The sequence below is a fragment of the Pseudarthrobacter sp. H2 genome, assembly GCF_050157045.1.
GTDB lineage: Bacteria > Actinomycetota > Actinomycetes > Actinomycetales > Micrococcaceae > Arthrobacter.
Genome location: NZ_CP189594.1, coordinates 2777220 through 2800584, shown reverse-complemented (window position 1 = coordinate 2800584; position 23365 = coordinate 2777220). Strand labels below are relative to the sequence as shown.

19 protein-coding genes are annotated in these 23365 nt (G+C 69.5%); 10 read left to right on the top strand and 9 right to left on the bottom strand.

Annotated elements, in window-relative coordinates; translation table 11 throughout:
* Positions 1-17: 17 nt before the first annotated feature.
* A complete protein-coding gene (locus ACQCSZ_RS13255; protein WP_427004238.1) occupies positions 18-1880 on the bottom strand; it encodes an acetyl/propionyl/methylcrotonyl-CoA carboxylase subunit alpha in 1863 nt (620 codons plus the stop codon).
* A 124-nt stretch (positions 1881-2004) separates the two neighbouring features.
* Positions 2005-2691, bottom strand: coding sequence for a Maf family protein (locus ACQCSZ_RS13250; RefSeq protein WP_427004237.1), 687 nt, complete (start codon positions 2689-2691; stop codon positions 2005-2007).
* A 209-nt stretch (positions 2692-2900) separates the two neighbouring features.
* On the opposite strand from ACQCSZ_RS13250, the gene ACQCSZ_RS13245 reads away from it, so the two are divergent.
* On the top strand, positions 2901-4289 hold the full coding sequence (locus ACQCSZ_RS13245) for a DUF222 domain-containing protein (protein WP_427004236.1): 1389 nt from the start codon (positions 2901-2903) through the stop codon (positions 4287-4289).
* 71 nt (positions 4290-4360) lie between these two features.
* Here ACQCSZ_RS13245 and ACQCSZ_RS13240 read toward each other — a convergent pair whose 3' ends face one another.
* Positions 4361-6892: an MMPL family transporter gene (locus ACQCSZ_RS13240; RefSeq protein ID WP_427004235.1), complete on the bottom strand. Its 2532-nt coding sequence runs from the start codon at positions 6890-6892 to the stop codon at positions 4361-4363.
* Between the two features lies 1 nt (position 6893).
* A complete protein-coding gene (locus ACQCSZ_RS13235) occupies positions 6894-7625 on the bottom strand; it encodes a TetR/AcrR family transcriptional regulator (protein ID WP_427004234.1) in 732 nt (243 codons plus the stop codon).
* A 351-nt stretch (positions 7626-7976) separates the two neighbouring features.
* Between ACQCSZ_RS13235 and ACQCSZ_RS13230 the strand changes: the two genes are divergently transcribed.
* Together ACQCSZ_RS13230 and ACQCSZ_RS13225 are read left to right on the top strand one after the other, a co-directional pair.
* On the top strand, positions 7977-9122 hold the full coding sequence (locus ACQCSZ_RS13230; RefSeq protein WP_427004233.1) for a hypothetical protein: 1146 nt from the start codon (positions 7977-7979) through the stop codon (positions 9120-9122).
* Between the two features lie 211 nt (positions 9123-9333).
* Positions 9334-9903, top strand: a complete 570-nt coding sequence (locus ACQCSZ_RS13225; protein ID WP_427008332.1) for a hypothetical protein — start codon at positions 9334-9336, stop codon at positions 9901-9903.
* Positions 9904-9994: 91 nt separating this feature from the next.
* Here the strand turns inward: ACQCSZ_RS13225 and ACQCSZ_RS13220 are convergent, their stop codons facing one another.
* The 4 genes from ACQCSZ_RS13220 to ACQCSZ_RS13205 all read right to left on the bottom strand — a co-directional run bounded on the left by ACQCSZ_RS13220 (position 9995) and on the right by ACQCSZ_RS13205 (position 15236).
* Entirely contained in the window at positions 9995-11458 is a 1464-nt protein-coding gene (locus ACQCSZ_RS13220) for a dicarboxylate/amino acid:cation symporter (RefSeq protein ID WP_427004232.1), read from the bottom strand.
* Between the two features lie 151 nt (positions 11459-11609).
* Complete coding sequence (locus tag ACQCSZ_RS13215) at positions 11610-13310, bottom strand: DUF885 domain-containing protein (protein WP_427004231.1); 1701 nt, start codon at positions 13308-13310, stop codon at positions 11610-11612.
* A 97-nt stretch (positions 13311-13407) separates the two neighbouring features.
* Positions 13408-13656: an acyl-CoA carboxylase subunit epsilon gene (locus ACQCSZ_RS13210; protein WP_427004230.1), complete on the bottom strand. Its 249-nt coding sequence runs from the start codon at positions 13654-13656 to the stop codon at positions 13408-13410.
* Positions 13653-15236, bottom strand: coding sequence for an acyl-CoA carboxylase subunit beta (locus ACQCSZ_RS13205; protein WP_427004229.1), 1584 nt, complete (start codon positions 15234-15236; stop codon positions 13653-13655). Before ACQCSZ_RS13205 ends, ACQCSZ_RS13210 begins: the two co-directional genes overlap by 4 nt.
* Before the next feature lie 232 nt (positions 15237-15468).
* On the opposite strand from ACQCSZ_RS13205, the gene ACQCSZ_RS13200 reads away from it, so the two are divergent.
* Positions 15469-16359 carry an SDR family oxidoreductase gene (locus tag ACQCSZ_RS13200; protein ID WP_427004228.1) on the top strand — a complete coding sequence of 297 codons (891 nt, stop codon included), beginning with the start codon at positions 15469-15471 and terminating at the stop codon, positions 16357-16359.
* A 483-nt stretch (positions 16360-16842) separates the two neighbouring features.
* Complete coding sequence (locus tag ACQCSZ_RS13195; RefSeq protein WP_427004227.1) at positions 16843-17166, top strand: hypothetical protein; 324 nt, start codon at positions 16843-16845, stop codon at positions 17164-17166.
* Here ACQCSZ_RS13195 and ACQCSZ_RS13190 read toward each other — a convergent pair.
* The gene (locus ACQCSZ_RS13190; RefSeq protein ID WP_427004226.1) at positions 17163-17669 is read right to left on the bottom strand and encodes a MarR family winged helix-turn-helix transcriptional regulator; all 507 of its coding nucleotides are present in this window, start codon (positions 17667-17669) and stop codon (positions 17163-17165) included. The two genes, ACQCSZ_RS13195 and ACQCSZ_RS13190, sit on opposite strands and share 4 nt — an antisense overlap.
* Before the next feature lie 149 nt (positions 17670-17818).
* Here ACQCSZ_RS13190 and ribA point away from each other — a divergent pair, with 149 nt between their 5' ends.
* The 5 genes from ribA to ACQCSZ_RS13165 all read left to right on the top strand — a co-directional run bounded on the left by ribA (position 17819) and on the right by ACQCSZ_RS13165 (position 23362).
* The gene (gene ribA, locus ACQCSZ_RS13185) at positions 17819-19705 is read left to right on the top strand and encodes a GTP cyclohydrolase II RibA (RefSeq protein ID WP_427004225.1); all 1887 of its coding nucleotides are present in this window, start codon (positions 17819-17821) and stop codon (positions 19703-19705) included.
* A 65-nt stretch (positions 19706-19770) separates the two neighbouring features.
* Complete coding sequence (locus ACQCSZ_RS13180; protein ID WP_427004224.1) at positions 19771-20715, top strand: biotin--[acetyl-CoA-carboxylase] ligase; 945 nt, start codon at positions 19771-19773, stop codon at positions 20713-20715.
* A complete protein-coding gene (locus tag ACQCSZ_RS13175) occupies positions 20708-21307 on the top strand; it encodes a PH domain-containing protein (protein WP_427004223.1) in 600 nt (199 codons plus the stop codon). The genes ACQCSZ_RS13180 and ACQCSZ_RS13175 overlap by 8 nt, the downstream gene beginning before the upstream one ends.
* On the top strand, positions 21297-22487 hold the full coding sequence (locus ACQCSZ_RS13170; protein ID WP_427004222.1) for an adenylate/guanylate cyclase domain-containing protein: 1191 nt from the start codon (positions 21297-21299) through the stop codon (positions 22485-22487). The genes ACQCSZ_RS13175 and ACQCSZ_RS13170 overlap by 11 nt, the downstream gene beginning before the upstream one ends.
* 62 nt (positions 22488-22549) lie before the next feature.
* On the top strand, positions 22550-23362 hold the full coding sequence (locus ACQCSZ_RS13165) for a PP2C family protein-serine/threonine phosphatase (RefSeq protein ID WP_427004221.1): 813 nt from the start codon (positions 22550-22552) through the stop codon (positions 23360-23362).
* The last annotated feature ends 3 nt before the right edge of the window (positions 23363-23365 follow it).

Genomic DNA, 23365 nt, shown 5'->3' with positions numbered 1-23365 from the left:
GCCCGGCGCCGCCCGGTCTACTCCGCTGCGATGTCCTCGATCAGGGCGATCACGGCACCGGCGGAGACGGTCGCGCCGGCAGCCGCCGAGAGCCCGGTCACGATTCCGGCCCGGTGCGCGGTGAGCGGCTGTTCCATCTTCATCGCCTCAAGCACGACGACGAGGTCCCCCTCGGCGACGGTGTCGCCCTCTTCCACCGCCACCTTCACGATGGTGCCCTGCATCGGGGAGGTCAGCGCGTTGCCGCTGGCCGCCGCTGCCGCGCCGCCGGTGCGGGAGCGCTTCTTGGCCTTGGCGGGCTTGGCGCCGCGGCCGCCGCCCGCGCCGGCCAGGGAACCCAGCGACGCCGGCAGCACCACCTCGAGGCGCTTGCCGCCGACCTCGACGACGACGCGCTGGCGTTCGCCGGCGTCGGGCGCTTCAGCCTCGGCGCCGGTGGGAGTCCAGGCCGGGATGTCGTTGACGAAGGCGGTCTCGATCCAGCGGGTGTGGATCTTGAACGGGCCTTCGGCGGGAGCGAAGTCGGGGTTGGTGACAACGGCGAGGTCGAACGGTATGACGGTGGGGATGCCTTCCACCACCATCTCCTCGAGGGCGCGGCGGGCGCGCTGGAGGGCCTGGGTGCGGGTGGCGCCGGTGACGATCAGCTTGGTGAGCATCGAGTCGAAGTTGCCGCTGATGACGTCGCCCTGCTCCACCCCGGAATCGATGCGGACGCCGGGGCCGGTGGGGTTCACCAGCCGGGTGATGGTTCCCGGGGCCGGCATGAAGTTCCGGCCCGGATCCTCGCCGGTGATGCGGAATTCGAACGAGTGGCCGCGGACCTCGGGGTCCCCGTAGCCGAGCTCCTCGCCGCAGGCCAGCCGGAACTGCTCGCGGACCAGGTCGATCCCGGTGACTTCCTCGGAGACGCAGTGCTCCACCTGCAGGCGGGTGTTCACCTCGAGGAAGGAGATGGTGCCGTCCTGGCCCACGAGGAACTCGCAGGTGCCGGCGCCGAGGTAGCCGGCCTCCTTGAGGATGGCCTTGGAGGATTCGTAGAGGCGGCGGTTCTGCTCTTCGGTCAGGAAGGGCGCCGGGGCTTCTTCGACGAGCTTCTGGTTGCGGCGCTGCAGCGAGCAGTCGCGGGTGGAGATGACCACGACGTTGCCGTGCGCATCGGCGAGGCACTGGGTCTCGACGTGGCGCGGGGCGTCCAGGAAGCGTTCGATGAAGCACTCGCCGCGGCCGAAGGCGGCGACGGCCTCGCGCACGGCGGATTCGAACAGTTCGGGGATTTCCTCGCGGGTGCGGGCCACCTTGATGCCGCGGCCGCCGCCGCCGAAGGCTGCTTTGATGGCGACCGGCAGGCCGAACTTGTCCACGAACTCGAGGATTTCCTCGGCGGATTCGACGGGGTCGGCCGTGCCGGGGACCTGCGGCGCGCCCACCTTCTCGGCGATGTGGCGGGCCCGGACCTTGTCGCCCAGGGCGGAGATCGCCGCCGGGCCCGGGCCGATCCAGGTGATGCCGGCGTCGATCACCTTGGCGGCGAACTCGGCGTTCTCGGCCAGGAAGCCGTAGCCGGGATGGATGGCGTCGGCGCCGGAGCGGTGCGCCACCTCGATCAGCTTGTCCATCACGAGGTAGGACTCGGCGGCCGTGTTGCCGCCCAGGGCGTAGGCCTCGTCCGCCAGCTTGACGTGCAGGGCGTCGCGGTCCGGGTCCGCGTAGACCGCCACGGAGGTGATGCCCTCATCGCGTGCGGCGCGGATGATGCGAACGGCGATTTCACCGCGGTTGGCGATCAGCACCTTGCTCAGCCGGCGGGTGCCAGTGGCAGTTGCTGCCTGGGTTGATCGCTGCACGGGATTTGCGGACTGCTCCGAATTTGCTGACAAGGCGTCTCCTTCTTTCCTTCAGGGAGCCTAGCGCGGTTTTGTGGGTTCCGCCGATATTACTTGCGGATTCCGCGCGTAAAGCGCCCAGCCTTTGTAGGGAAGCTACAAAGAGCCGGGAAATCGCTCACTCTGCCCGGACGTCCGCGGGGTCCACGGCCCCGCCGGTCCACAGCTCGGTGATGCCCACCTTCGCCTGGGCCAGCAGCCCGCGGAGGGTGGAAATGGAGAGCCCGACGACGGCGTGCGGGTCGCCGTCGACCTTGCGGATGAAGGCCCCGCCGTAGCCGTCGATCGTGAAGGAGCCGGCGCACTGGAGCGGCTCGCCGGTGGCGATGTAGGTGTCGATTTCCGCTTCGGTCATCTCCATGAAGTGCACTTCGGCCGAGGAGACGGAGCCGAGCGTCGCACCGGAGCCGGCGGCGGCGGTACCGCCGGACCCGCCGTCGGCGTCGGTGTCGCGGCAGTCGACGAGCCAGTGCCCGGTGTGCAGCACGCCCATGCTGCCGCTCATCCTCAGCATCCGTTCCCTGGCGACGTCGGCCGTGTACGGCTTGCCGTGCGCCTCGCCGTCGAACTCGAACACGGAATCGCAGCCGATCACGAGGGCGCCCTCCGCCTCGGGCAGCGAGGCGACGGCCTCGGCTTTGGCGCGGGCCAGGAGGAGGGCAGTGTCATGCGGGTCGGTCACGCCGTAGCGGGCCTGGACGGCGTCCTCGTCCACGTCGGAGACGAGAACCTCGTGGGCGATGCCGGCGTGGGACAGCAGTTTGGTGCGGGCGGGGGACTGGGAGGCAAGAATGAGGCGGGTCACGGCTCCAGCCTAGTTCACCGCTGAAGAGCAACGCGGGGTCACTTACGGCCCATCCGGCGGGGGATTATGGGCGCGAAGTGACCCCGCGTTGCTTCCAGCGGGCCGGGACTGCAGGGCGCTGACCCGCGCTGGACGCCGGCGCCGCACGGCGACATCTCCGGCGGATCCGTCGGGCTAATACTGTCGGAGGTGCCTGATGGAATTGGTTCATGAACGGCAATAGGGAGCCGGAAGCGGCTCCGGCAGTAACGGAGGGTATGGCGGTCAGAAACCTGATCGGCTCCCTGGCCGGGGTCCGGCCGTGCGGGAACCGTGCCGGGCTGATTTCCCAGTTGCGGGAGCTGGAGGATTTGAAGTCCGCCGCGGCCGCGGCGCAGGCCCGGATCGCCGTGGCCTTCGATCTTGAGCAGCGCCGTGTTCAGCGTGATCAGGGCGTGCCGGCGGACGAGCTCGGAAGAGGCGTCGGGGCGCAGATCGCCCTGGCCCGGCGGGAATCCCCGTCCCGAGGCGGCCGGCTGCTGGGCCTGGCGAAGGCCCTGGTGACGGAAATGCCACACACCCTCGCCGCGCTGGAATCCGGGGAGCTGAACGAGTGGCGCGCGACGCTGCTGGTGAAGGAGACCGCGTGCCTGTCCGCGCCGGACCGCTGCGCCGTCGACGAGGAACTCGCCGCCGATACCGGGGCGTTGTCCGGCACCGGGGACCGGGCCCTGGTTGCCGCGGCCCGGTCCGCCGCGTGCCGCAGGGACCCCCGCTCCGTGGCCCAGCGGGCCAGCCACGCCGAGGGTGAACGGCACGTCAGCCTCCGCCCGGCCCCGGACACCATGACGTACCTGACCGCGTTGCTCCCCGTCGCCGAAGGCGTCGCCGTGCACACCGCGCTGACCCGGCACGCCGACACCTTAAAGTCCGGCGGGGACCCGCGCACCCACGGGCAGCTCATGGCCGACGCCCTCGTCGAGCGGATCACCGGGAGCCCCGGCGGGATCACCGGCATTGAGATCCAGCTCGTCATGACCGACCGCACCCTGTTCCAGGGCGACAGCGAACCGGCCCGGCTCCCCGGCTACGGCATCGTGCCGGCAGCGTGGGCCAGGGCTTCGCTCAGGGCCGGGGGAACAGACTCCTGGCTCCGCCGGCTCTACACCGCCCCCGGCACAGGCGAGCTCGTCGCGATGGACTCCCGCGCCCGGCTCTTCCCGCACGGCCTCCGCCGCTTCATCAGCGCCCGGGACGACACCTGCCGCACCCCGTACTGCGATGCCCCGATCCGCCACCTGGACCACATCATCCCCTGGCACACCGGCGGCCCCACGAGCCAGCCCAACGGCGCCGGGCTCTGCGAAGCCTGCAACCACACCAAGGAAACCCCCGTCTGGTCCGCCCATCCCAGGCCCGGGCCAAGACACACCCTCGAACTCCGCACCCCCACCGGCCACAGCTACCGCTCCACCGCACCTCCCTTACCGGGTACGCCGTTTCCCGGTACGCCGTTGCCCGCAGCAGCCGAGCCGGTATCCCGCCACCACCGGCGGGAACTCCGCCACCGTGCCAAGGTCCTCAAGCGATCACACGCGGAAAGTCCACTCATAGCCTGAGCGGGCAAACCACCCGGCACTTCCAAGCGGACCAGCCAAAGTGACCAGCCAGAGGGACCAGCCACGGAGGCTCAGTGTGCGCCGACCTCTTCGGGCTCCGGCGCGACGGCCGGTGCCTGCTGGCGGACCCGGGCGCCTTCAACATCGACGTCCGGCAGGATGCGGTCCAGCCAGCGGGGCAGCCACCAGGCCTTCTCGCCCAGCAGGTACATCACGGCGGGAACGATCGTCATGCGCACCACGAACGCGTCCACCAGCACGCCGAACGCCATCGCGAAGCCCAGCGGCCGGACCATATTCAGGTGCGAGAAGATGAAGCCCGCGAACACGCTGACCATGATGATCGCGGCGGCAGCGACCACCGCGGCGGCGTGGCTGAAGCCGGTGCGGACCGCGTGTTTCGCCGGTTCGCCGTGCATGTACGCCTCGCGCATCCCGGCGGCGATGAACACCTGGTAGTCCATGGCCAGCCCGAACAGCACGCCGATCAGGATGATGGGCAGGAAGCTGAGCACCGCGCCGGGATTGGCGACGTCGAACACGGGCCCCAGCCAGCCCCACTGGTACACGGCCACGACGGCCCCGAACGCGGCGGCGAGGGAGAGCAGGAAGCCGCCCGTGGCCAGCAGCGGCACCACGATGGAGCGGAACACCAGCAGCAGCAGGAGCAGCGAGAGGCCCACGACGATCGCCAGGTAGGGCGGCAGGGCGTCGCCGAGCCTGGCGGAGACGTCCACGTTGCCCGCGGTCTGGCCGGTGAGGCCGATATCGACCCCTGTGGCATCCTTGATGTCGGCTTTCTTGCCGCGGAGCTCGGCGACCACCTTGACGGTGCTGGCGCTGGCCGGGCCCTCCCGGGGCACCACCTGGAACACCGCGGTGCGGCGGTCCTCGCTGAGGGCCACCGGGACGGCGGCGGTCACGTTGTCCACGCCCCGCAGGATGTCCGCGACGTCGAGCTGCCTGGCCTGCGCCTCGGCGGCACTCAGCCCGGCGGGGAAGTCGCCCACGACGACGATCGGGCCCGTCAGGCCTTCGCCGAAGCTGCGTCCGGTCACGTCATAGGCCTTGAACGCCTGCGAATCGACAGGTTCGGACCCGCCGTCGGGCAGGGCGAGCCGGAGCTGGCTGGCCGGCAGGGCCACGACGCCCAACAGCACGACGCCGGCGAGCAGCGCCAGCACCGGGTGCCGGGTGACGAGTCCGCCCCAGCCGCGGCTGCTGCGCTGTTCGTCCCTGGCCATGTCCGCGGCCTCGTGTCCCGGGGCGGCGTTGTGCATCTCCGCCTTGGCCCAGGCGCGCCGGGAGATCAGTTTCCGGCCCACCAGCGAGAGTACGGCCGGGGTCAGGGTCAGGGCGACGACGACGGCGACAGCCACCGTGGCGGCGGCGGACAGGCCCATCACCCCCAGGAACGGCAGGCCCGGGATAACGAGGGCGGCGAGGGCGATGATGACGGTCAGGCCGGCGAAGAGCACCGCGTTGCCGGAGGTGCCGGTGGCCAGGGCCACGGATTCTTCCGCGTCCGTGCCGGCGAGGAGCTGGCCGCGGTGCCGGTTGACGATGAACAGCGAGTAGTCGATGCCGACGGCGAGGCCGAGCATCAGCGCCAGCATGGGGGAGATCGAACTCATGTCCACGACGCCGGTCAGGGCGAAGGTGCCGCCCACACCGACCCCCACGCCCACGAGGGCCATCAGCAGCGGGAGCCCGGCGGCGATCAGGGTGCCCAGCATGACGATCAGCACCAGGGCCGCGACGGCGATGCCGAGGATCTCGGAGATACCGAACATCTCCGAGACGTCCTCGGTGATTTCCTTGCTGGCGAGGGCGGTGACGCCGGCGGGGGATACTTCCTGGGCGATGTCCTGGACCTGCTGGCGGACCGCCGGGGCCAGGGCATTGATGGAGGTGTTGAACTGGACCTGCGCGATCGCGGCCTTGCCGTCCTCGGAGACAAAGCGCATCCCGTGCGAGGCGGCGAGCTGGCGCTTGGCGAGGGCGAGCCTGGCGTTGCCGGCCTCGAGTTCCGAGGTCCCGGCGTCGAGCTTTTCCTGGCCGGCCGTGAGGGCAGCCTTTTGTGCGCCCAACTGTGCTTCGACGGCGGCGGCGGGCAGTCCGGCCGCGGCCAGCTGCTGCTCCGCGGCGGCAAGCCGGGCCTTCCCGGCGGCGAGTTCGGCGCCGGACGTGTCCAGTTGCGCCCTGCCGGCGTCGGCCTGCTGCTCACCGGCGGTGATCTCCGCTGCGGCCTGGTCCAGCTGTGCCTGCGTGGCGAACGGGTCCACCGTCCCCTGGACAGCCGGGAGCGTCCTGAGCTTGGCCAGCGCGGCCGTGACGGCGTCCCTGCCGGCCTGGCTGAACTGGCCGTCAGTGGCCTCGAACACGATGCCGGCGGAGCCGCCCGAGGACTTGGGCAGCTCCTGCTTCAGCTTGTCCGCCATCCGCTGCGTCTCGGTGCCCGGGATCTGGAAGTTGTTGGACATGGTGCCGTGGAATGCGGCTGCGGCGCCGCCGACGGCCAGGATGACGGCCAGCCACAGCGAGATGACGAGCCAGCGGTGGCGGTAGGAGAACTTGCCGAGGCGGTAGAGCAAAAGGGCCATGTCAGTGCCGATCTGGGAAAGGGGTGGCGGTGGAAGGGGAGGCAGGGCCGGCGAAACCGGAGCCCAGCAGGCTCATGGAATCAATGAGGAGCTGGCGCAGGGTGGCGAGGGATCCGGGGCTGAGGTCGCCGCCGCACCGGGCGAACCAGACGTCCAATGCCGCTTTGCCGCAGGAGATGATGGAGCCGGCCAGGGCGCGGAGGTACAGTTCATCAACCCCGACGACGGCGGCAGCGCCGGCGTCGGCACCCCCCGTAGCGCCGGCGTCGGCTGCGGGGGCGAAGCGCTCGCGGGCGGCGTCGATGATCTGTTCGGTGCAGTGGTCCCACGCCTCCAGCTCGGAGCGGCTGAGCTGGGGGTTGGTCTGGCCCAGGCTGTAGAGCTCGGCCATCGGCGCGACCGTCATGGGGTCGGCGAGTTCAACCAGAGCCGCCCGGGCCGATTCCAGGATGGGTTCTCCGGCCGGGCGCAGCCGGAACTGCCGGAGCGCGGTGTCCAGGAAGCCGAAAGTCACCGCGGCCAGGGCGGCCTCGGTGCTGGCGAAGTAGTTGAAGAACGTCCGGCGGGAGATCCCAGCGGCGTCGGCGATGTCCTCGACCGTGAAGTTGCCGGGCCCCCGGGTGCGGAGCAGGCCCAGGGCCGCATCGGTGATGGCCTGGCGGGTGGCCGCCTTGTTCAGTTCGCGGCGCGTCGGCACGGAGTCCGGGGCGTTGTGGGAGGTCGGCGGGGGCATGCGCATTACACTACGTGCATCTTTGCACTCTGAGCAAATTTCTGTGGGCGTGCCGGCAGACCAGCAGGTCCGCTTCTCGGCTATCGAGCGGAGAATGGCGGATTCTTCACTGTTCGAATGGCGGTTTTGGCCGAGTCCGTCGACGAGGCGAAGTTGCCGGGGGTAACCCTCGGATCGCCTGCGTGCTGCTCAACGTGACCATTGTGGTCAACGTCAGGTGAAATTGATCAGCGCCACTTGGCTACATGCCGCCCCTTGCGTTGAATGTCGAGGTTTCCTCGAATTTTGGCAATGGGATGGGGTATGTTCACCGAAGAGCGATAGCACTGCATGCGAACGAAGGGGGATCGTATGCCGGAGCCTGGTGTTGAGGTTGTGTGGGGCGCGTTGTCGAAGGCCTGGCGGAAGGCCCAGTACGAGGAGCTGTGGCTGCAGTTCCGGCCCAGCGGTTCGAAGGATGTCTTTGACGCGGTCGACGCCGCGGTCCAGGTCGCGAACCAGGAAGTCGAGGACGCCGGGTGGGGCGACGAAGTGTTCACCGAGGGGGTCTCGGACTCCGACGCCGGACCGGTGGCGCTGATGGGCAGGGCCGGGCCCGAGGAGGGCGTGCGTGCGTGGCTGGATTCCTTCGCCCGGCACTTGCAGGCCTTGGGAATGACCGGGAAGGTCACCGCCGCGCCACAGGCATTTTTCCCGGAGTGGATGAGCGGCGAAGCCAAGCCGCCGCGGCAGCTCACTGCGTTCGTGTCCTACCGGACCAATGATCTGGCACTGCTGGACGCAGACGAACAGCGCCGTGTCTGGCATGTCCCGGCCGCCCTGACGGCGAAGATCGCTGACGCCGGCGCGGCGTGGGGCCGCTTCGACGGTGCGGACGTGTACCTGCGGCGCAACATCCATCAGGCCCGCTCGAAGAACCCCGACGTTGGACCGGCACTGGCGGATGCCGCCGCGAAATTCGCCATGGCTCGTGTGGCATATCTGCGGCCCCAGGCCGGCCGAGTGGTCTGGGCGTCGCTGGGTACCCTGGGCCGGGCCTGCTATGCGGTCATGGACGACACGGTGTCCTGGCGGGACCGGCTGGCCCAGGTTGTCCGCGCCATGACCGCGTTCCCTGGGGACACCGATCTGGCCTTCGTGCAGCACAGCCACGTCAACACCAGTAGTTGGGCTGAGCTTTCCGACGGCAGGCCCCCGCTGCCCCATGTGAAGGAGTACCAGGTCCGCTACAACAGGCACCTGAATGGCCAGTACATTGCCGATGCGCACGGGCTGCAGCTCCTCACCGATGCCCATCTGACGCACGCCAACGACCTGTCCGAATGGATCATCGAACCTCTCGGCGGAGGAAAGCACCTCGTGCAGGCCAAAGACCTGGAGCCCTGGTACGCCAGCATCGACCCGGACCCGGAAACACTGGCCAAGGCACGCGCGGACTTCGGCGGGATGCTCCTCACCCCGGAGATCATCGCGGCCAACCCGCCACCCTGGCGCTGACCAAACGATGGCGTGAGCGGCCAGCACTTCAATGACCGGGTCTCGATCTGGGTGGACCAGCACCTCCCAGGATTCACAGGAAGATGAAAGCTTAGGTACAGCTATCCCAGACCTCGCAGGCGCACACTGGGAGAGGGTCGTGAACCAGAGTTCCACCCCCACAGCAGCACCAGGTGGCAGCGCCACCGGACGGCAGATCCAGGAGCAGCAGATGTCACGCACGAAGAGAATAGCCCTCGGCTTGGGGGCCGCGGCCTTGGCACTGGGTGCCGGCCTCGGAGTCACCGGGATGACCTCCGCAACCACCACCCCCAGCCCCACCCCGTCCAGCAGTTCGAGCGCGCCGGGGGATAACTCGACCGCTGGGGTCCCGGGAATGCAGGGCGGCCGCCACGGCCACGGCGAGCGCGGCGGGGAGCGCGGCGGCCGGCTCAAGGAGCTCGCTGCGAAGCTGGGCGTGGACGAGGCGAAGGTGGCCGACGCGCTGAAGGCCTTCCGCCAGGCCAACAAGCCGGCCACGCCCCGCGCCGAAGGGCAGAAGCCGGACCGTGCCGCGATGGAGAAGGCGTTGGCCGCGGCCCTGGCGAAGTCGCTGGGCATTGACGAGTCCAAGGTCACCGCCGCCCTCGACGAGCTCCGCACGGCCCAGCAGGCGAACCACGCGGCAGCCCTGAAGCCCCGCCTCGACCAGGCCGTCAAGGACGGCACCCTGACCCAGGCGGAGGCTGACGCTGTCACGAAGGCCGCTGAAAAGGGCGTGATCGGCGGCGGCCACCGCTGACGCCCGCCCGCAAGACGGACGCGGCTTAACGAACAAATCCCCGGGAGATTCCCGGGGATTTGTTCTTCAATGCTGTAGTGCGGGAGCCCAGCTACGCCTTGGCGTCCGCCAGTTCGCGGCCCGCCGGCGCCGGCACCACTGACCCTGCCGGCGCCTGAACGGCCGACGGGTCGGCGGCATCAGCAGCAGTGTCTGGGACGTCGTCGCTGAACGGGTCGCCGTTGCGCGGAGCGTTGTAGAGCGCCTCGTCCAGGATGCCCTGGCGCTTGGCCACGATCGCCGGGATCAGTGCCTGCCCGGCGACGTTGACGGCCGTGCGGCCCATGTCCAGGATCGGGTCGATCGCCAGCAGCAGGCCGACGCCGGCCAGCGGCAGACCCAGCGTGGAGAGCGTCAGGGTCAGCATGACGACGGCGCCCGTGGTGCCCGCCGTCGCGGCCGAGCCGAGCACGGAGACGAGGGCGATCAGCAGGTACGCGGTGATGTCAAGCTGGATGCCGAAGAACTGGGCCACGAAGATCGCTGCGATGGCCGGGTAGATCGCCGCGCAGCCGTCCATTTTGGTGGTGGCGCCCAGCGGCACGGCGAAGGAGGCGTAGGCGCGGGGGACGCCGAGGTTGCGCTCGGTCACGCGCTGGGTCAGCGGCAGGGTGCCGATCGAGGAGCGCGAGACGAACGCCAGCTGCACGGCCGGCCAGACGCCGGAGAAGTACTGCCTGATGGACAGTCCGTGGGCGCGGACCAGGACCGGGTAGACCACGAACAACACGAGGGCCAGGCCGATGTAGATGGCCACGGTGAACTTGCCGAGCGAGCCGATGGTGTCCCAGCCGTAGACGGCCACGGCGTTGCCGATCAGGCCGACGGTGCCCAGCGGTGCGATGCGGATGATCCACCAGAGCACCTTCTGGATGACGGCCAGGGCGGAGGCGTTGAGCTTCAGGAACGGCTCGGCGGCCTCGCCCACCTTGAGGGCCGCGATGCCGACGGCGATGGCGATCACCAGGATCTGGAGCACGTTGAAGCTCACGGCGGTGGTGGCCACGCCGTCGGTGACCGTGGTGCTGGCGCCGAGGCCCAGGAAGTTTTTGGGGAACAAGCCGGTCAGGAAGGCCCACCAGTCACCGGACTTGCCGGCGTACTTGGCTTCCTGGGAGATCCCGGTGTTGGCGCCGGGCTGCAGGAGCACGCCCAGGCCGATGCCGATCAGCACGGCGACCAGCGAGGTGATCGCGAACCAGAGCAGCGTGTTCCACGCCAGCCGGGCGGCGTTGGAGACGGCCCGCAGGTTGGAGATGGAGCTGACCACCGCGGTGAAGATGAGGGGGACGACGGCGGTCTGCAGCAGCGAGACGTAGCTCGAGCCGATGGTCTGCAGCGTGCCGCCGAGGGCATTGGGGCTGGCCTTGGTGCTGCCCGTGTACTTGGCCAGGAGGCCAAGGCCCAGGCCGACGATCAGGGCGGCGATGATCTGGAAACCGAACGAGCCGGCCCATCGGGGCAGCTGGAACCCGGTCTTTCCAGCGGGTGCGGGGGTGCTTGTCTGAGTGCTCACCGGAACACGCTAGGACCGGGCGGCTTATCACGACGAACCGATGTTGAGAAATGTTACGCGGCCGCAGGTGGCTCGCCGGCGCGGAATCACCGGGATTCCGGCGCCCTGCAAGGACTTTATGAAGTTATTCCTGGCCTGGATGTGGCGATTGTCACCCGAGCAGCGCGCGCCTGAGGGTGTCCAGGCCCACGGAGCCGATGTTCAGGGCCTTGGTGTGGAAGGCCTTGAGTCCGAAGCCGGGCCGGGATTCGAGCTCGGCCCGGATCTGTTCCCAGAGCCGCTGGCCCACCTTGTAGGGGGGGGCCTGTCCGGGCCAGCCGAGGTAGCGCGCGAATTCGAACTGGAGCTGGCCCTCGCTGATGTCCAGGTTGGCCCTGAGGAACTCCAGGCCCTTGTCCGCGGTCCAGGTGCCGGATCCCCAGCGCGCCGGGACGTCCAGTTCCAGGTGCACGCCGATGTCGAACACCACGCGGGCGGCGCGCATCCGCTGCATGTCCAGCATGCCCATGTGGTCGCCCGGGTCGTTGAGGTAGCCCAGTTCCTGCATCAGCTTCTCGGCGTAGAGCGCCCAGCCTTCACCGTGCCCGGAGGTCCAGCACACGTTGCGGCGCCATTTGTTCAGCAGTTCGCGGCGGTAGGTGGCGGTGCCGATCTGGAGGTGGTGGCCGGGGACGCCCTCGTGGAACACGGTGGTGGTCTCGGCCCAGGTGGTGAAGGTGTCCTCGCCCTTCGGCACCGACCACCACATGCGGCCGGGGCGGCTGAAGTCGTCGGAGGGGCCGGTGTAGTAGATGCCGCCGTCGTCCGTCGGTGCGATGCGGCATTCGAGCGTCTTCATGACGTCCGAGATCTCGAAGTGGACGCCGGCGAGCTCGGCCACGGCCTTGTCGGAGAGCCCCTGCATCCAGGCGATCAAGGCCCCGGTGCCCTTGATCCGGCGCGCCGGATCGTTGTTCAGGACCGCCTTCGCCTCGCCGATGCTGGCGCCGGGCCGGATCTGCGCGGCCACGGCTTCCTGTTCGGCGATGATGCGGTCCAGCTCCTGCACGCCCCAGGCGTACGTCTCCTCGAGGTCCACCGTGGCGCCCAGGAACTCGCGGGAGGCGAGGGCATAGCGCTCGCGGCCGACGGCGTCCGTGGCGGGGGCGGCGGGCAGCAGCTCCGCTTCCAGGAAGCCGGCCAGCCGGGAATAGGCGGTGCGCGCGGCGGCAGCGCCGGCGTCGAGCCTGGACTGCTGCTCCGCCGGAAGCGGCCCCCCGGCGGTCCTGGCGCCGGCGGCGAGCTTCGCGAAGAAGCCGTCCGCCGCGGCGTACCTGGTGACTTGTTCCATGACGATCGAGACCTGGCGGGCCGCGGCGACCTTGCCGTCGTCCTTCGCGGCGCGCAGTGACGCGATGTAGCCGTCGATCGCGGCGGGGACGTTGTGCGCCCGGCCGGCGATGTGCTCCCACTGCTCGGCGGTGTCCGTGGGCATGAGGTCGAAGATCGAGCGGATGTCCTGCGCGGGGGAGGCGATGTTGTTCAGTTCGGCCAGGTCCCAGCCGGTGGCATGGATTTCCAGCCTGAGGCCCAGCCGCTCGCGCATGGCGTCAAGGGTGACGGCGTCGACGTCGTCGGCCGGCTCCAGGCCGTCCAGGGCGGCGAGGGTCTCCCGCGCCGCGGCGGCGAATTCCTCCCGGCCCGCCGGGGTGAAGTCCTGGTAGCCGGTCTCGTGGCCGGGCAGGCCGAGCTCGGTGGCGAAGCTCGGGTTAAGCCGGATCAGGGTGTCCGTGTAGGCGTCGGCGACGGCGTCGATGGCGGTCGTGGTGCGCACCGGGGACGTGTTTTCGGAAGCGGCGGTGTCGGTAGTCACCCGAAGAGACTAGCCGGGCCACCGCGGTTATGAAAGGGTTACTGAACTTTCCCGGCGGCCCGGTAACGGACCGGTAGTGGACCTGTCAGGGACCCGGTCAGCCGCGGCTGCGGCGCCAGGAGTCGGGGCCGGGCTTGGGGGCCAGCCGCAGCTGCTGCCGGCGGACCCAGTGCCGGACCCCCGGCTTCTGCGGCTCAGCGGGTTCGCCCTGCCCCAGGGACAGCACGACGGCGGCCAGCGCCGCCAGTTCCTCCGGCGTCGGCTCGCCCTTCACGACGGAGAGTACGGGTTCCGCCGGCGGTGTCCCGGCGGGCTCGACCAGCGCGGGCTCTTCGACGGGCGTCACAGCGGGATGTTCCCGTGCTTCTTGGCGGGCAGGCTGGCCCGCTTGTCCCGCAGCGCGCGCAGGCCCCTGATGAGCTGCAGGCGGGTTTCGGACGGTGCGATGACGGCGTCCACATAGCCGAGCTGGGCCGCCTGGTACGGGTTCAGCAGCTCCTCCTCGTACTGGCGGATGACCTCCGCGCGCTTGGCCTCGACGTCGCCGCCGTCGGCCGCCACGGCGGCGAGTTCGCGGCGGTACAGGATGTTGACCGCGCCCTGGGCGCCCATCACGCCGATCTGCGCGGTGGGCCAGGCCAGGTTCAGGTCGGCGCCGAGCTTCTTGGAACCCATCACGATGTACGCTCCGCCGTAGGCCTTGCGGGTGATGACGGTCAGCTTGGGCACGGTGGCCTCGGCGTAGGCGTAGAGCAGCTTGGCGCCGCGCCGGATGATGCCCTGGAACTCCTGGTCCTTGCCCGGCAGGAACCCCGGCACGTCCACCAGCGTGATGATGGGGACGTTGAAGGCGTCGCAGTGCCGCACGAAGCGGGCGGCCTTCTCCGAGGCGGCGATGTCCAGGGTGCCGGCGAACTGCACGGGCTGGTTGGCCACGATCCCCACGGTATGGCCCTCGATCCGGCCGTAGCCGATGATGACGTTCGGGGCGTAGAGGGACTGCATCTCCAGGAAGTGCGCGTCGTCCAGGATCTGCTCGATGACCCTGCGCATGTCGTAGGGCTGGTTGGCCGAGTCCGGGATCAGCGAGTCGAGGGCGAGGTCGTCGTCGTCGAGCTCCAGTTCCTGGCTGTGCTCCAGCACGGGGGCCTCGGCGAGGTTGTTGGACGGGAGGAAATCGAGGAGCTCGCGGACGAACTCGATCGCGTCCGCCTCGTCGGAGGCGAGGTACGTGGAGGTGCCCGTGGTGGAGTTGTGCTGCCGGGCGCCGCCGAGGGTCTCCATGTCCACGTCCTCGCCCGTGACGGTCTTGATCACGTCGGGACCCGTGATGAACATGTGGGAGGTCTTGTCCACCATCACCACATAGTCGGTCAGCGCGGGGGAGTAGGCGGCGCCGCCGGCCGAGGGGCCCATGATGAGGGAGATCTGCGGGACGACGCCGGAGGCGTGGACGTTGTTGCGGAAGATGTCCGCGAACATGGCCAGCGAGGCGACGCCTTCCTGGATGCGGGCGCCGCCGCCGTCGAGGATGCCCACCACGGGGCAGCCGTTGCGGAGCGCAAACTCCTGGACCTTGACGATCTTCTCGCCGTTGACCTGGCTCAGCGAGCCGCCGTACACGGAGAAGTCCTGGCTGTAGACCGCGACGGGCCGGCCGTCCACCGTGCCGTAGCCGGAGACCAGGCCGTCGCCGAGGGGCTTCTTCTTTTCCATCCCGAAGGCCGTGGAGCGGTGCACCGCCAGGGCGTCGAACTCGACGAAGGAGCCGGCGTCGAGCAGCAGGTCGATGCGCTCGCGCGCCGTGTTCTTGCCGCGCGCATGCTGCTTCTCGATCGCCTCCGGGCCGGAGGGTTGCTCGGCGCTGGCCTGGCGGTCGCGGAAGTCTGCAATCTTTCCCGCAGTCGTGGTCAGATCGTGGCTCATCGAGTGTCTCCGGCTCTGTAGCTGATGGTGGTAGCTGGTAATCGCTGGCCCTGTACCGCGTGGCGGTTTAAGTAGCTTCCGCACAAGTCGGGGGAACTTCCACAGGGCCCTGATGGCAAGTCTAGTGACGCGGCGGGCGGGGGCCGCTGTAGAAAACCTACAAACTTCCCTCCCTTCCCACCCGGACCACCGATATTACTCATCAGTAACATCAGTCCGCTAGAGTGTGCGCATGACTTCAAGCAATGATGCTCCGGGCACCGCTGCAGCGCCGTACCAGGCCGCCGGTTCCCTCCGGAACCGCACCGTCCTCATCTCCGGCGGCAGCCGCGGGATCGGCCTGGCCATCGCCCTCCGCGCGGCCCGGGACGGCGCCAACATCGTGCTGCTGGCCAAGACCGGCCAGCCCCACGCGCGGCTGGAGGGCACGGTCTACTCCGCCGCCGAACAGATCGAGGCCGCCGGCGGGCAGGCGCTGCCGCTGGTGGGTGATGTGCGCAAGGACGACGACGTCGCCGGCGCGGTGGCCGCCGCCGTCGAACGCTTCGGCGGGATCGACATTGTCATCAACAACGCCTCCGCCATCGATCTATCCAGGACCGACGCCGTGGACATGAAGCGCTACGACCTCATGCAGGACATCAACGTCCGCGGCACCTTCCTGCTCTCCAAGCTCGCCCTGCCGGCCCTGCGCGCATCCGACGCCGGGCAGATCCTGACGCTGTCCCCGCCGCTGAACCTGGACCCCAAGTGGGCCGGCCTGCACCTCGCGTACACGATGGCGAAGTACGGCATGAGCCTGACCACCCTGGGCCTGGCCGAGGAGCTCAGGGCCGACGGCATCAGCGTCAACTCGCTCTGGCCCTGCACCCTGATTGACACCGCCGCGATCCGCAACATGCCGGGCGGGGAAGCGATCGTCAAGGGCGCCCGCGGCCCCGGGATCATGGCCGACGCGGCCCACGCCGTGCTGACCGGCAGCAATGTGGTCCTGGAACCGGGCAGCCGGAGCGGCAACTTCTACACCGACGAGCAGGTCCTCGCCGCGGCCGGCGTCACGGACTTCACCCCGTACAGCCTCGGGGCGCCGGAGGACCGGCTGGTTGCCGACATTTTCCTCTGAGGTTCATTAATCCCGGCGACGGTGTGATCCGCTGATCCTCCCCGGATTTTGGGGAGCCGGGGCCGGTTCGTGGCGGCGTTTCGGGGCGACCCGCCGCCCTGATGCCGTTCCACCCCTGATGATGCCGGTGGCCGCGGTCCGGGGCTACTTTGACGTCCCCAGGCACGGAATCCCGGCCCGGCGACGGCGTGTCGGCGCCAATGTCCCCCCGGACCGCGGACGGCAGACCTGCGGACCGACAGGCGTGCGCCGAAATTCCCCGGCTTTGGCTTCGCGGCCCCGGAAATCCCCGGTGATTCCGAGGAACGCGCCGGGCCTGCCCTTCAAAGGTGGGGAGTATGCCCTATCCGGAATAGAGCTGAGCTAACCGGATAGGCATGGATGGGGAGTTCCCGCGGACCAGTCCCCGCCCGGACCGCCACTGGCCGCTCCGCGCGCCTAAACTGGGAGGGTAGGTCTTCTTCCATTGCCCGGGAGCACGCCATGCACACTGAATTCGCCGATGTCGCCGATCACGATGTCACCACGATCACCTGCGTCTGCGGTAACACCGTCAGCAGCGGGGGACTGATCCAGGCCAATGCACAAGGCATCCCCATTCACGGTGGCGCCGGCACCCCTGTACCGGCCGCGCTCGCCGAATGGCCGGAGGACGAGGACCTCTACACCCTCTGTCCCTCGTGCGGCCGCGTCTACCGTGACACGGTCATTGAAGAGACAGGGACGGCGCCCGTTGCCTTCCGGGTCGATGTCACCGACCGGCCGGTTGCCGAGGCAATCCGTGCCCACTGGGAGCTGAACACCTAGGTACGCGCGGGCTGGTCGGTTTTGCGCAGCCGGCGGTCGTCCGGGTCGATGGCGTGCATGATGCGCTGGCTGATGTCGCTCAGGTGGCGGGATTGCGCCTTCGTGAGGGGGTCAAAAACGAGGGCGCGGACGGCTTCGACATGCCCGGGGGCCGTCTGGACGATTTTCTCCCAGCCGTCCTCGGTGAGGGTGGCCAGGGTGATGCGGCCGTCGGAGGGGTCGGGGGAACGGTGCACCCAGCCCCGCTTCTCGAGGCGGCCGACGACCTGGGACAGGCGGGGAAGTCCCGATTCGGTGAAGCCGGCCAGGTCACTCATCCGGCGCGTGCGGCCGGGGGCCTCGGAGAGTCCGGCGAGGACCATGTACTCGAAATGGCTCAGCCCCGCGTCACGCTGCAACTGCGCGTCCAGGGCGGCGGGCAGCCGCATCATCACGCCCACGAACGTGAGCCAGGCCTGACGCTCGTCGCTGCTCAGCCACGGGGGTTCCGCCGAAGTCTCCATGAGGAAAGCATAACCAAGAAACTTCATGCATGAAGTTTTTTTGCGCCGGATCACTTGCATCGTGAACTAACCGCCCGTAAGGTTTACTTGAATCTTGAAGTAATAGCCTGCCCGCCTGCCCCCTAGTATCGAATGCCTGAGGACCTGAGATGACCGTTGTGTCCGAGACCATCGCGCCGCCGTCGGGTGCCGCACCCGCCGCCGTGCGCAGCCAGGTCACCGTGCCGCTGCGCTTCCCGGACGGCTTCACGGCCACGGCCGAGGTGCTGACCTTCCACGGTCTGGCCGACGGCAAGGAACACCTGCTGCTCGCCCTGGGCGAGTGGGAGCAGGCGCTGCTGAACCCGGCGCCGGCGGGTCCGGGGCCGCTGGTCCGGCTGCACAGCGAATGCCTCACCGGGGATGTGTTCGGCAGCCAGCGCTGCGACTGCGGACCGCAGCTGCGGGAGGCTGTCGAGCAGATCGCCGGCGCCGGCGGGTTCCTGCTCTACCTCCGCCAGGAAGGCCGCGGCATCGGCCTGTACTCCAAGCTCGATGCCTACGCCCTGCAGGACACCGGCCTGGACACCTACGAAGCCAACGTGGCCCTGGGCCGCGGCGAGGACGAGCGGGACTACACCGCCGCCGCGCAGATGCTCGGCGCCCTCGGCGCCAGCGCGGTCCGCCTGCTCAGCAACAACCCGGACAAGGCCGCCCAGCTCACTGCCCTCGGCATCGACGTCACCGAGCAGGTCCCCACCGGAGTGCACCTGTCCCCGGCCAACCATCGCTACCTGGCCGCCAAGCGGGACCACACCGCCCACACCCTGGACCTCCCGCCCGCGGGAGCCGGCCAGGACCCGGCGACGGCGGCCGCCGTCCCCACCGACGCCGTAACCACCCCTGAGGACCTGCTCGCCCGTGTTGACGCGCTCGTTCCCCGGCTGCGGGAGCGGGCGGAAGAAACGGAACGCCTCCGCCGCATTCCGGAATCCACGATGGAGGAATTAAAGGAGGCCGGAGTCTTCCACCTGCTCTCCCCGAAGGCGGTGGGGGGATTTGGGATGGGTCTTCAGACGTATGCCCAGGTGGTGCGCCGGCTCGCCCGGGGATGCCCCTCCACCGCATGGAGCGCGGGGCATCTCATCGAGCACGTCTGGATGCTCGCGCGGTGGCCCCAGGAGGTCCAGGACGAAGTCTTCGCGGGCGGGCCGGCTCCCTTGGCGGCTGCCACCGGCGCCCCGGTGGGTGCGGCCGAGAAGGTCCCGGGAGGGTTCTCCATCTCGGGCCGGTGGAGCTTCGCCTCCGGGGTGATGCATTCGCAGTGGGCCCTGCTGGCTGTGCAGCACGAAAACGTCCGCCTGCAGTGCCTGGTCCCGATGTCCGAGGTCGAACTGCTGGACGTGTGGCATACGGCCGGGCTGCGGGGGACGGGAAGCAATGACATCCGGGCAGAGAAGCTGTTTGTTCCGGAGCATCGGACCCTGGACTGGGCCCTCCTGGGCGCGGCGGACAACCCCGGCAGCCGGATCCACCAGGATCCGATCATCCACACCCCCATGGCCACGTTCCTGAACATGGTGGCACCCGCCGCCACCCTGGGGGCCGCCGAGCACGCCGTCGAACTGTTCCGCGAGCGGATGACGGTGCGCAAGGTCAAGCACACCGTGGAGAACCGCCAGGCGGACTCGCCGCTGGCGCAGGCCCGGTTCTCGCAGGCCTACGGGCTGGTCGCCACCGCGCGGCTGCACTGGGAAGAAGCGGTCCGGGTGCTCTCTGCCGCCTTTGAACGTCAGCCCTTCACCTTGACCGACGAGGAGCGGGCCCGGTACCGGCTCTCCCTCGCCCTCAGCGGCGAGGCGTCGGCTGAAGCCGTCCGGCTCATCATGACGGGATCGGGCGGGAGCGTGCACCGGCTTTCGCATCCGCTCCAGCGGATCCAGCGCGACGTCAACGTCCTGCTCAACCACGCCTCCCTGACCATGGATCCGATTCTCGAGCAGGCGGGCCGCGGCCTTCTGGGCCTCGGTTTCACGATTCCCGCAGAAACCTTCTGACCGGGGCCGACGTCGTCCGGGTTGCCGCTGCAGCAAAGCCTCCGCCGCCTCGGTAGGATTCAAGCATGGAAGCCGCGCACGAGACCCCGGACCGCCCGCCACTGGACCAGAACGCCCTCGGCGACGAGGCGTTCCTCTCCGCCAGCGGCATTCCGCGCCTGGCCGTGGTGGAGTCCACCGGCTCCACGAACGCGGACCTGCTGCGCGGAGTTGCCGAGGATCCGGGCGCCTACCCGGACCTCTCCGTGCTCACCGCCGAATACCAGAGTGAGGCCCGCGGACGGCTGGACCGCCGCTGGGAAGCGCCGGCCCGCAGTTCCGTCTCCGTCTCGATCGTGCTCCGGCCGCTCAACGCCGAGGGACGGCCGCTGCCGACCCAGAGCTACTCCTGGCTCTCGCTGCTCGCGGCGCTGGCCCTGCGCGAGGCGCTGCTGGAAACCGCGGGCATCCCGGCCGAGCTCAAATGGCCCAACGACGTCCTGGTGCGCGGCAGGAAGATCGCCGGAATCCTCGCCCAGCTGGGCCCCGTGGCCGGCGGCGGAGCGCCGCCCGTGGTGCTCGGCACCGGGCTCAACGTCACCCTGACCGAGGCCGAACTGCCGGTTCCCACCGCCACGTCCGTGCTGCTGGAGCAGCCCTCCACGGTGGACCGGACCGCGCTGCTGAAGAGTTACCTGTCCCGCTTCGCTGTGCTCTACCGGAGCTTCTGCAACGCCGACGGCGACCCCGCCGCCGGGATGGCTGGCGGCCCCGCGCTGCATAAGAGGGTGGAGCACGTGCTGACCACCCTCGGCAAGCAGGTCCGTGCCCAGCTCCCCGGCGACCACGAAATCATCGGCCACGCCTCGCGGCTGGATGACTACGGGTCCCTCCTGGTGGTTGATTCCGCGGGCCGCGAGCACGTGGTGACTGCCGGCGACGTCGTGCACCTGCGCCCGTGGACGAGGCCCGACGCATCCGGATCAGATACCGGTACAGGCGCAGCCGGCGCCGAGAGCGGATATGCGTAAGGAGCTCCTGCCGGGCGAGCAGGTGATTGTGGTGACCCGGCCCCAGCCCAGGGCGCTCATTGTCCCGGCGGTAGTGTTCGTTGTGGTTCCCGCCCTGGCCGCCTATGCCAGTGCCTGGATCGTGAAAGGCGGTCCCGGCAAACTGGTCCCGCTGGTCACCCGGGACTGGACGGCGTGGCTTATCGGGGTGTGCGTGGCGCTGGCGGCCTGGGTCCTGCTGGGCTACTGCCTGCCGCGGGCGATGACCTGGCAGGCCACCCGCTACACCCTGACGAGCCAGCGCCTGGTTGCCCGCTACGGCATGTTACGACGGCGCGATCAACAGGTTTCCCTGGCCGCCGTCCGTAACGTGGTCATTGAGCAGTCATTGCTCCAGCGCCTATTGCGGTCCGGGAATATATCCTTGGATACCGGGTACCCCTCCGGCACGGTGGTCCCCGACGTCCCGGAGGTCGCGACATTCAGGACCTTCATCCTTGACGCCATCGACGAGCTGCCACCGGCCGCGGTGTCCGGTGTCGAAGGCATGCCGCACAACCCCGACGAGGCCTGGCCGTGGGAGACGAGAGAAGGTGGAAGAGATGAACGCTGAGAATGTCGACGAGGAGATTGGACTCCTGGCCGAAGAGCCGCCGCAGGTCCCTGACGCCGCCGTCGAGGCAGGCCCCGAAACCGACGCCGACCAGGCTCCCGTCCTTGCACCCCCGACCGGCGCCCTGTCCGCTGACCGGATCGCCGAACGCCTCGCCGCCAAGGCCCTCGAAACCCGGCTGCTCGGCGGGGAACGCAAGCTCCGCCGTCGTGAAGTCGCCGCCGGCGCCGGGCTCTCCCTGCTGTCCGCCCGCAAACTCTGGCGGGCCCTGGGCTTCCCCAACTTCGGCGATGAGGACGTCGCCTTCACCGAACGGGACCAGGCCGCGCTGAACACCGTGGTGGACCTGGTCCGGGCGGGCAGGCTGACCGAGGAAGCCGCGATTTCCGTCACCCGCGCCATCGGCCAGATGACCGACCGCATGGTGGTGTGGCAGGTCGAGGCGCTCGTTGAGGACACGGTCCACCAACAGGGCGTCACCGATGCCGTGGCCCGCAAGCGGCTCGTAAGCGAACTGCCGTCCCTCGTGGACGCCCTCGAGGAAATGCTCGTCTATTCCTGGCGCCGCCAGCTCAACGCCGGGGTCCAGCGGCTGGCCCTGCGCGCCGAGGCCGGACTCCGGTCCAGCGAGGAAGGCCGCGAAGGCGACGAGGACGACGCGCCGCTGCCGCTCGCCCGCGCGGTCGGCTTCGCGGACCTGGTCTCCTACACGAGCCTGTCCCGGCGGATGAACGAAAAGACGCTCGCCCAGCTGGTGCAGCGCTTCGAGAACAAGTGCGCCGAAATCATCTCCGTCGGCGGCGGCCGGCTCGTGAAGACGGTCGGCGACGAAGTCCTCTACATCGCCGAAACCCCGGCGGCCGGAGCCGAGATCTCGCTGGCCCTGTGCCGGGCCTTCACGGAGGACGAGATCCTCCCGGAAGCCCGGGTCGCGATGGTCTGGGGCCGCATCCTGTCCCGGCTGGGGGACATCTACGGGCCCACGGTCAACCTGGCCGCACGGCTCACCTCGCTGGCCGATCCGGGAACGGTGCTGGTCGATTCCATGACCGCCGCCGCCCTGGAGCAGGACGAACGCTTCGTCCTGCTTCCGCGCCCGCCCGAGGACGTCCGCGGCTTCGGCGAGATCCACCCGGTCCAGCTCCTGCCGGGCAGCGGCAGCGGACTCGTCCTGGACTGACGCCCGGCAGGGCCTTGGACCGAAAATCCGTTGTCGAGACCGCTACTTCCCCTAGGACTGCCATGAACGAACAGCCGGACGCCACCACGCCTGCTTCGCCGGATTCGCCAGCGTCACCCGGCAATGAGGGTCTGCGCCTGCGCTGCGGATACGGCACGGACCGGGGCCTGCGCCGTGAGACGAACGAGGATTCCTTCATCGCGGCCGATCCCGTCTTCGCCGTCGCGGATGGCATGGGCGGCCACGAGGCGGGGGAGGTCGCCAGCGGAATCTGCGTGCGCACTCTTGCCGGGATCCCGCAGCTGGACGGCGGCGGGCGGGACGTTACCGCCGGCGTCGTCCAGCAGTACCTGTTCGCGGCTGACGCGGGCATCCGCGAGGCTACCGGATCCCGCGCCGGGACCACGCTCTCCGGCGTCGTGGTGGTGGAACAGCTGGGCGTCCCGTACTGGCTGGTCCTGAACATCGGTGACTCCCGGACCTACCGGCTCAGCCACGGCCGACTGGCCCAGGTCAGCGTGGACCACTCCGAGGTGCAGGAACTGATCGACGCCGGCCGGATCAGCCAGGCCCAGGCCGCGGTCCATCCGCGCCGGCATGTGGTGACGCGCGCCCTCGGCACCGGGGACGAGGCGGAGGCCGACTACTGGCTGCTGCCGATCCAGGACGGGGACCGGATCCTGGTCTGCTCCGACGGTCTCAACGGCGAACTGGACGATGACCAGATCGCCCGCATCCTGACGTCCGAGGCCGACCCGCAGGCCGCCGTCGACGAGCTGATCGAGGCCGCCCTGCGCAGCGGCGGCCGGGACAACGTCACCGCGATTGTGGTTGACGCGCAGACTCCCGGCGGCGAGGCGTCCGGCGTCGGCTGACCG

Excerpts from the sequence above, each read along its gene's own strand:
- ACQCSZ_RS13230 (WP_427004233.1), top strand. The coding sequence starts at position 7,977 with ATGCCGGAGCCTGGTGTTGAGGTTGTGTGGGGCGCGTTGTCGAAGGCC.
- ACQCSZ_RS13175 (WP_427004223.1), top strand. The coding sequence starts at position 20,708 with ATGCGTAAGGAGCTCCTGCCGGGCGAGCAGGTGATTGTGGTGACCCGG.
- ACQCSZ_RS13190 (WP_427004226.1), bottom strand. The coding sequence starts at position 17,669 with ATGGAGACTTCGGCGGAACCCCCGTGGCTGAGCAGCGACGAGCGTCAG.
- ACQCSZ_RS13165 (WP_427004221.1), top strand. The coding sequence starts at position 22,550 with ATGAACGAACAGCCGGACGCCACCACGCCTGCTTCGCCGGATTCGCCA.
- ACQCSZ_RS13235 (WP_427004234.1), bottom strand. The coding sequence starts at position 7,625 with ATGCCCCCGCCGACCTCCCACAACGCCCCGGACTCCGTGCCGACGCGC.
- ACQCSZ_RS13180 (WP_427004224.1), top strand. The coding sequence starts at position 19,771 with ATGGAAGCCGCGCACGAGACCCCGGACCGCCCGCCACTGGACCAGAAC.
- ACQCSZ_RS13205 (WP_427004229.1), bottom strand. The coding sequence starts at position 15,236 with ATGAGCCACGATCTGACCACGACTGCGGGAAAGATTGCAGACTTCCGC.
- ACQCSZ_RS13245 (WP_427004236.1), top strand. The coding sequence starts at position 2,901 with ATGAACGGCAATAGGGAGCCGGAAGCGGCTCCGGCAGTAACGGAGGGT.
- ACQCSZ_RS13240 (WP_427004235.1), bottom strand. The coding sequence starts at position 6,892 with ATGGCCCTTTTGCTCTACCGCCTCGGCAAGTTCTCCTACCGCCACCGC.
- ACQCSZ_RS13170 (WP_427004222.1), top strand. The coding sequence starts at position 21,297 with ATGAACGCTGAGAATGTCGACGAGGAGATTGGACTCCTGGCCGAAGAG.
- ACQCSZ_RS13195 (WP_427004227.1), top strand. The coding sequence starts at position 16,843 with ATGCACACTGAATTCGCCGATGTCGCCGATCACGATGTCACCACGATC.
- ACQCSZ_RS13225 (WP_427008332.1), top strand. The coding sequence starts at position 9,334 with ATGTCACGCACGAAGAGAATAGCCCTCGGCTTGGGGGCCGCGGCCTTG.
- ACQCSZ_RS13200 (WP_427004228.1), top strand. The coding sequence starts at position 15,469 with ATGACTTCAAGCAATGATGCTCCGGGCACCGCTGCAGCGCCGTACCAG.
- ribA (WP_427004225.1), top strand. The coding sequence starts at position 17,819 with ATGACCGTTGTGTCCGAGACCATCGCGCCGCCGTCGGGTGCCGCACCC.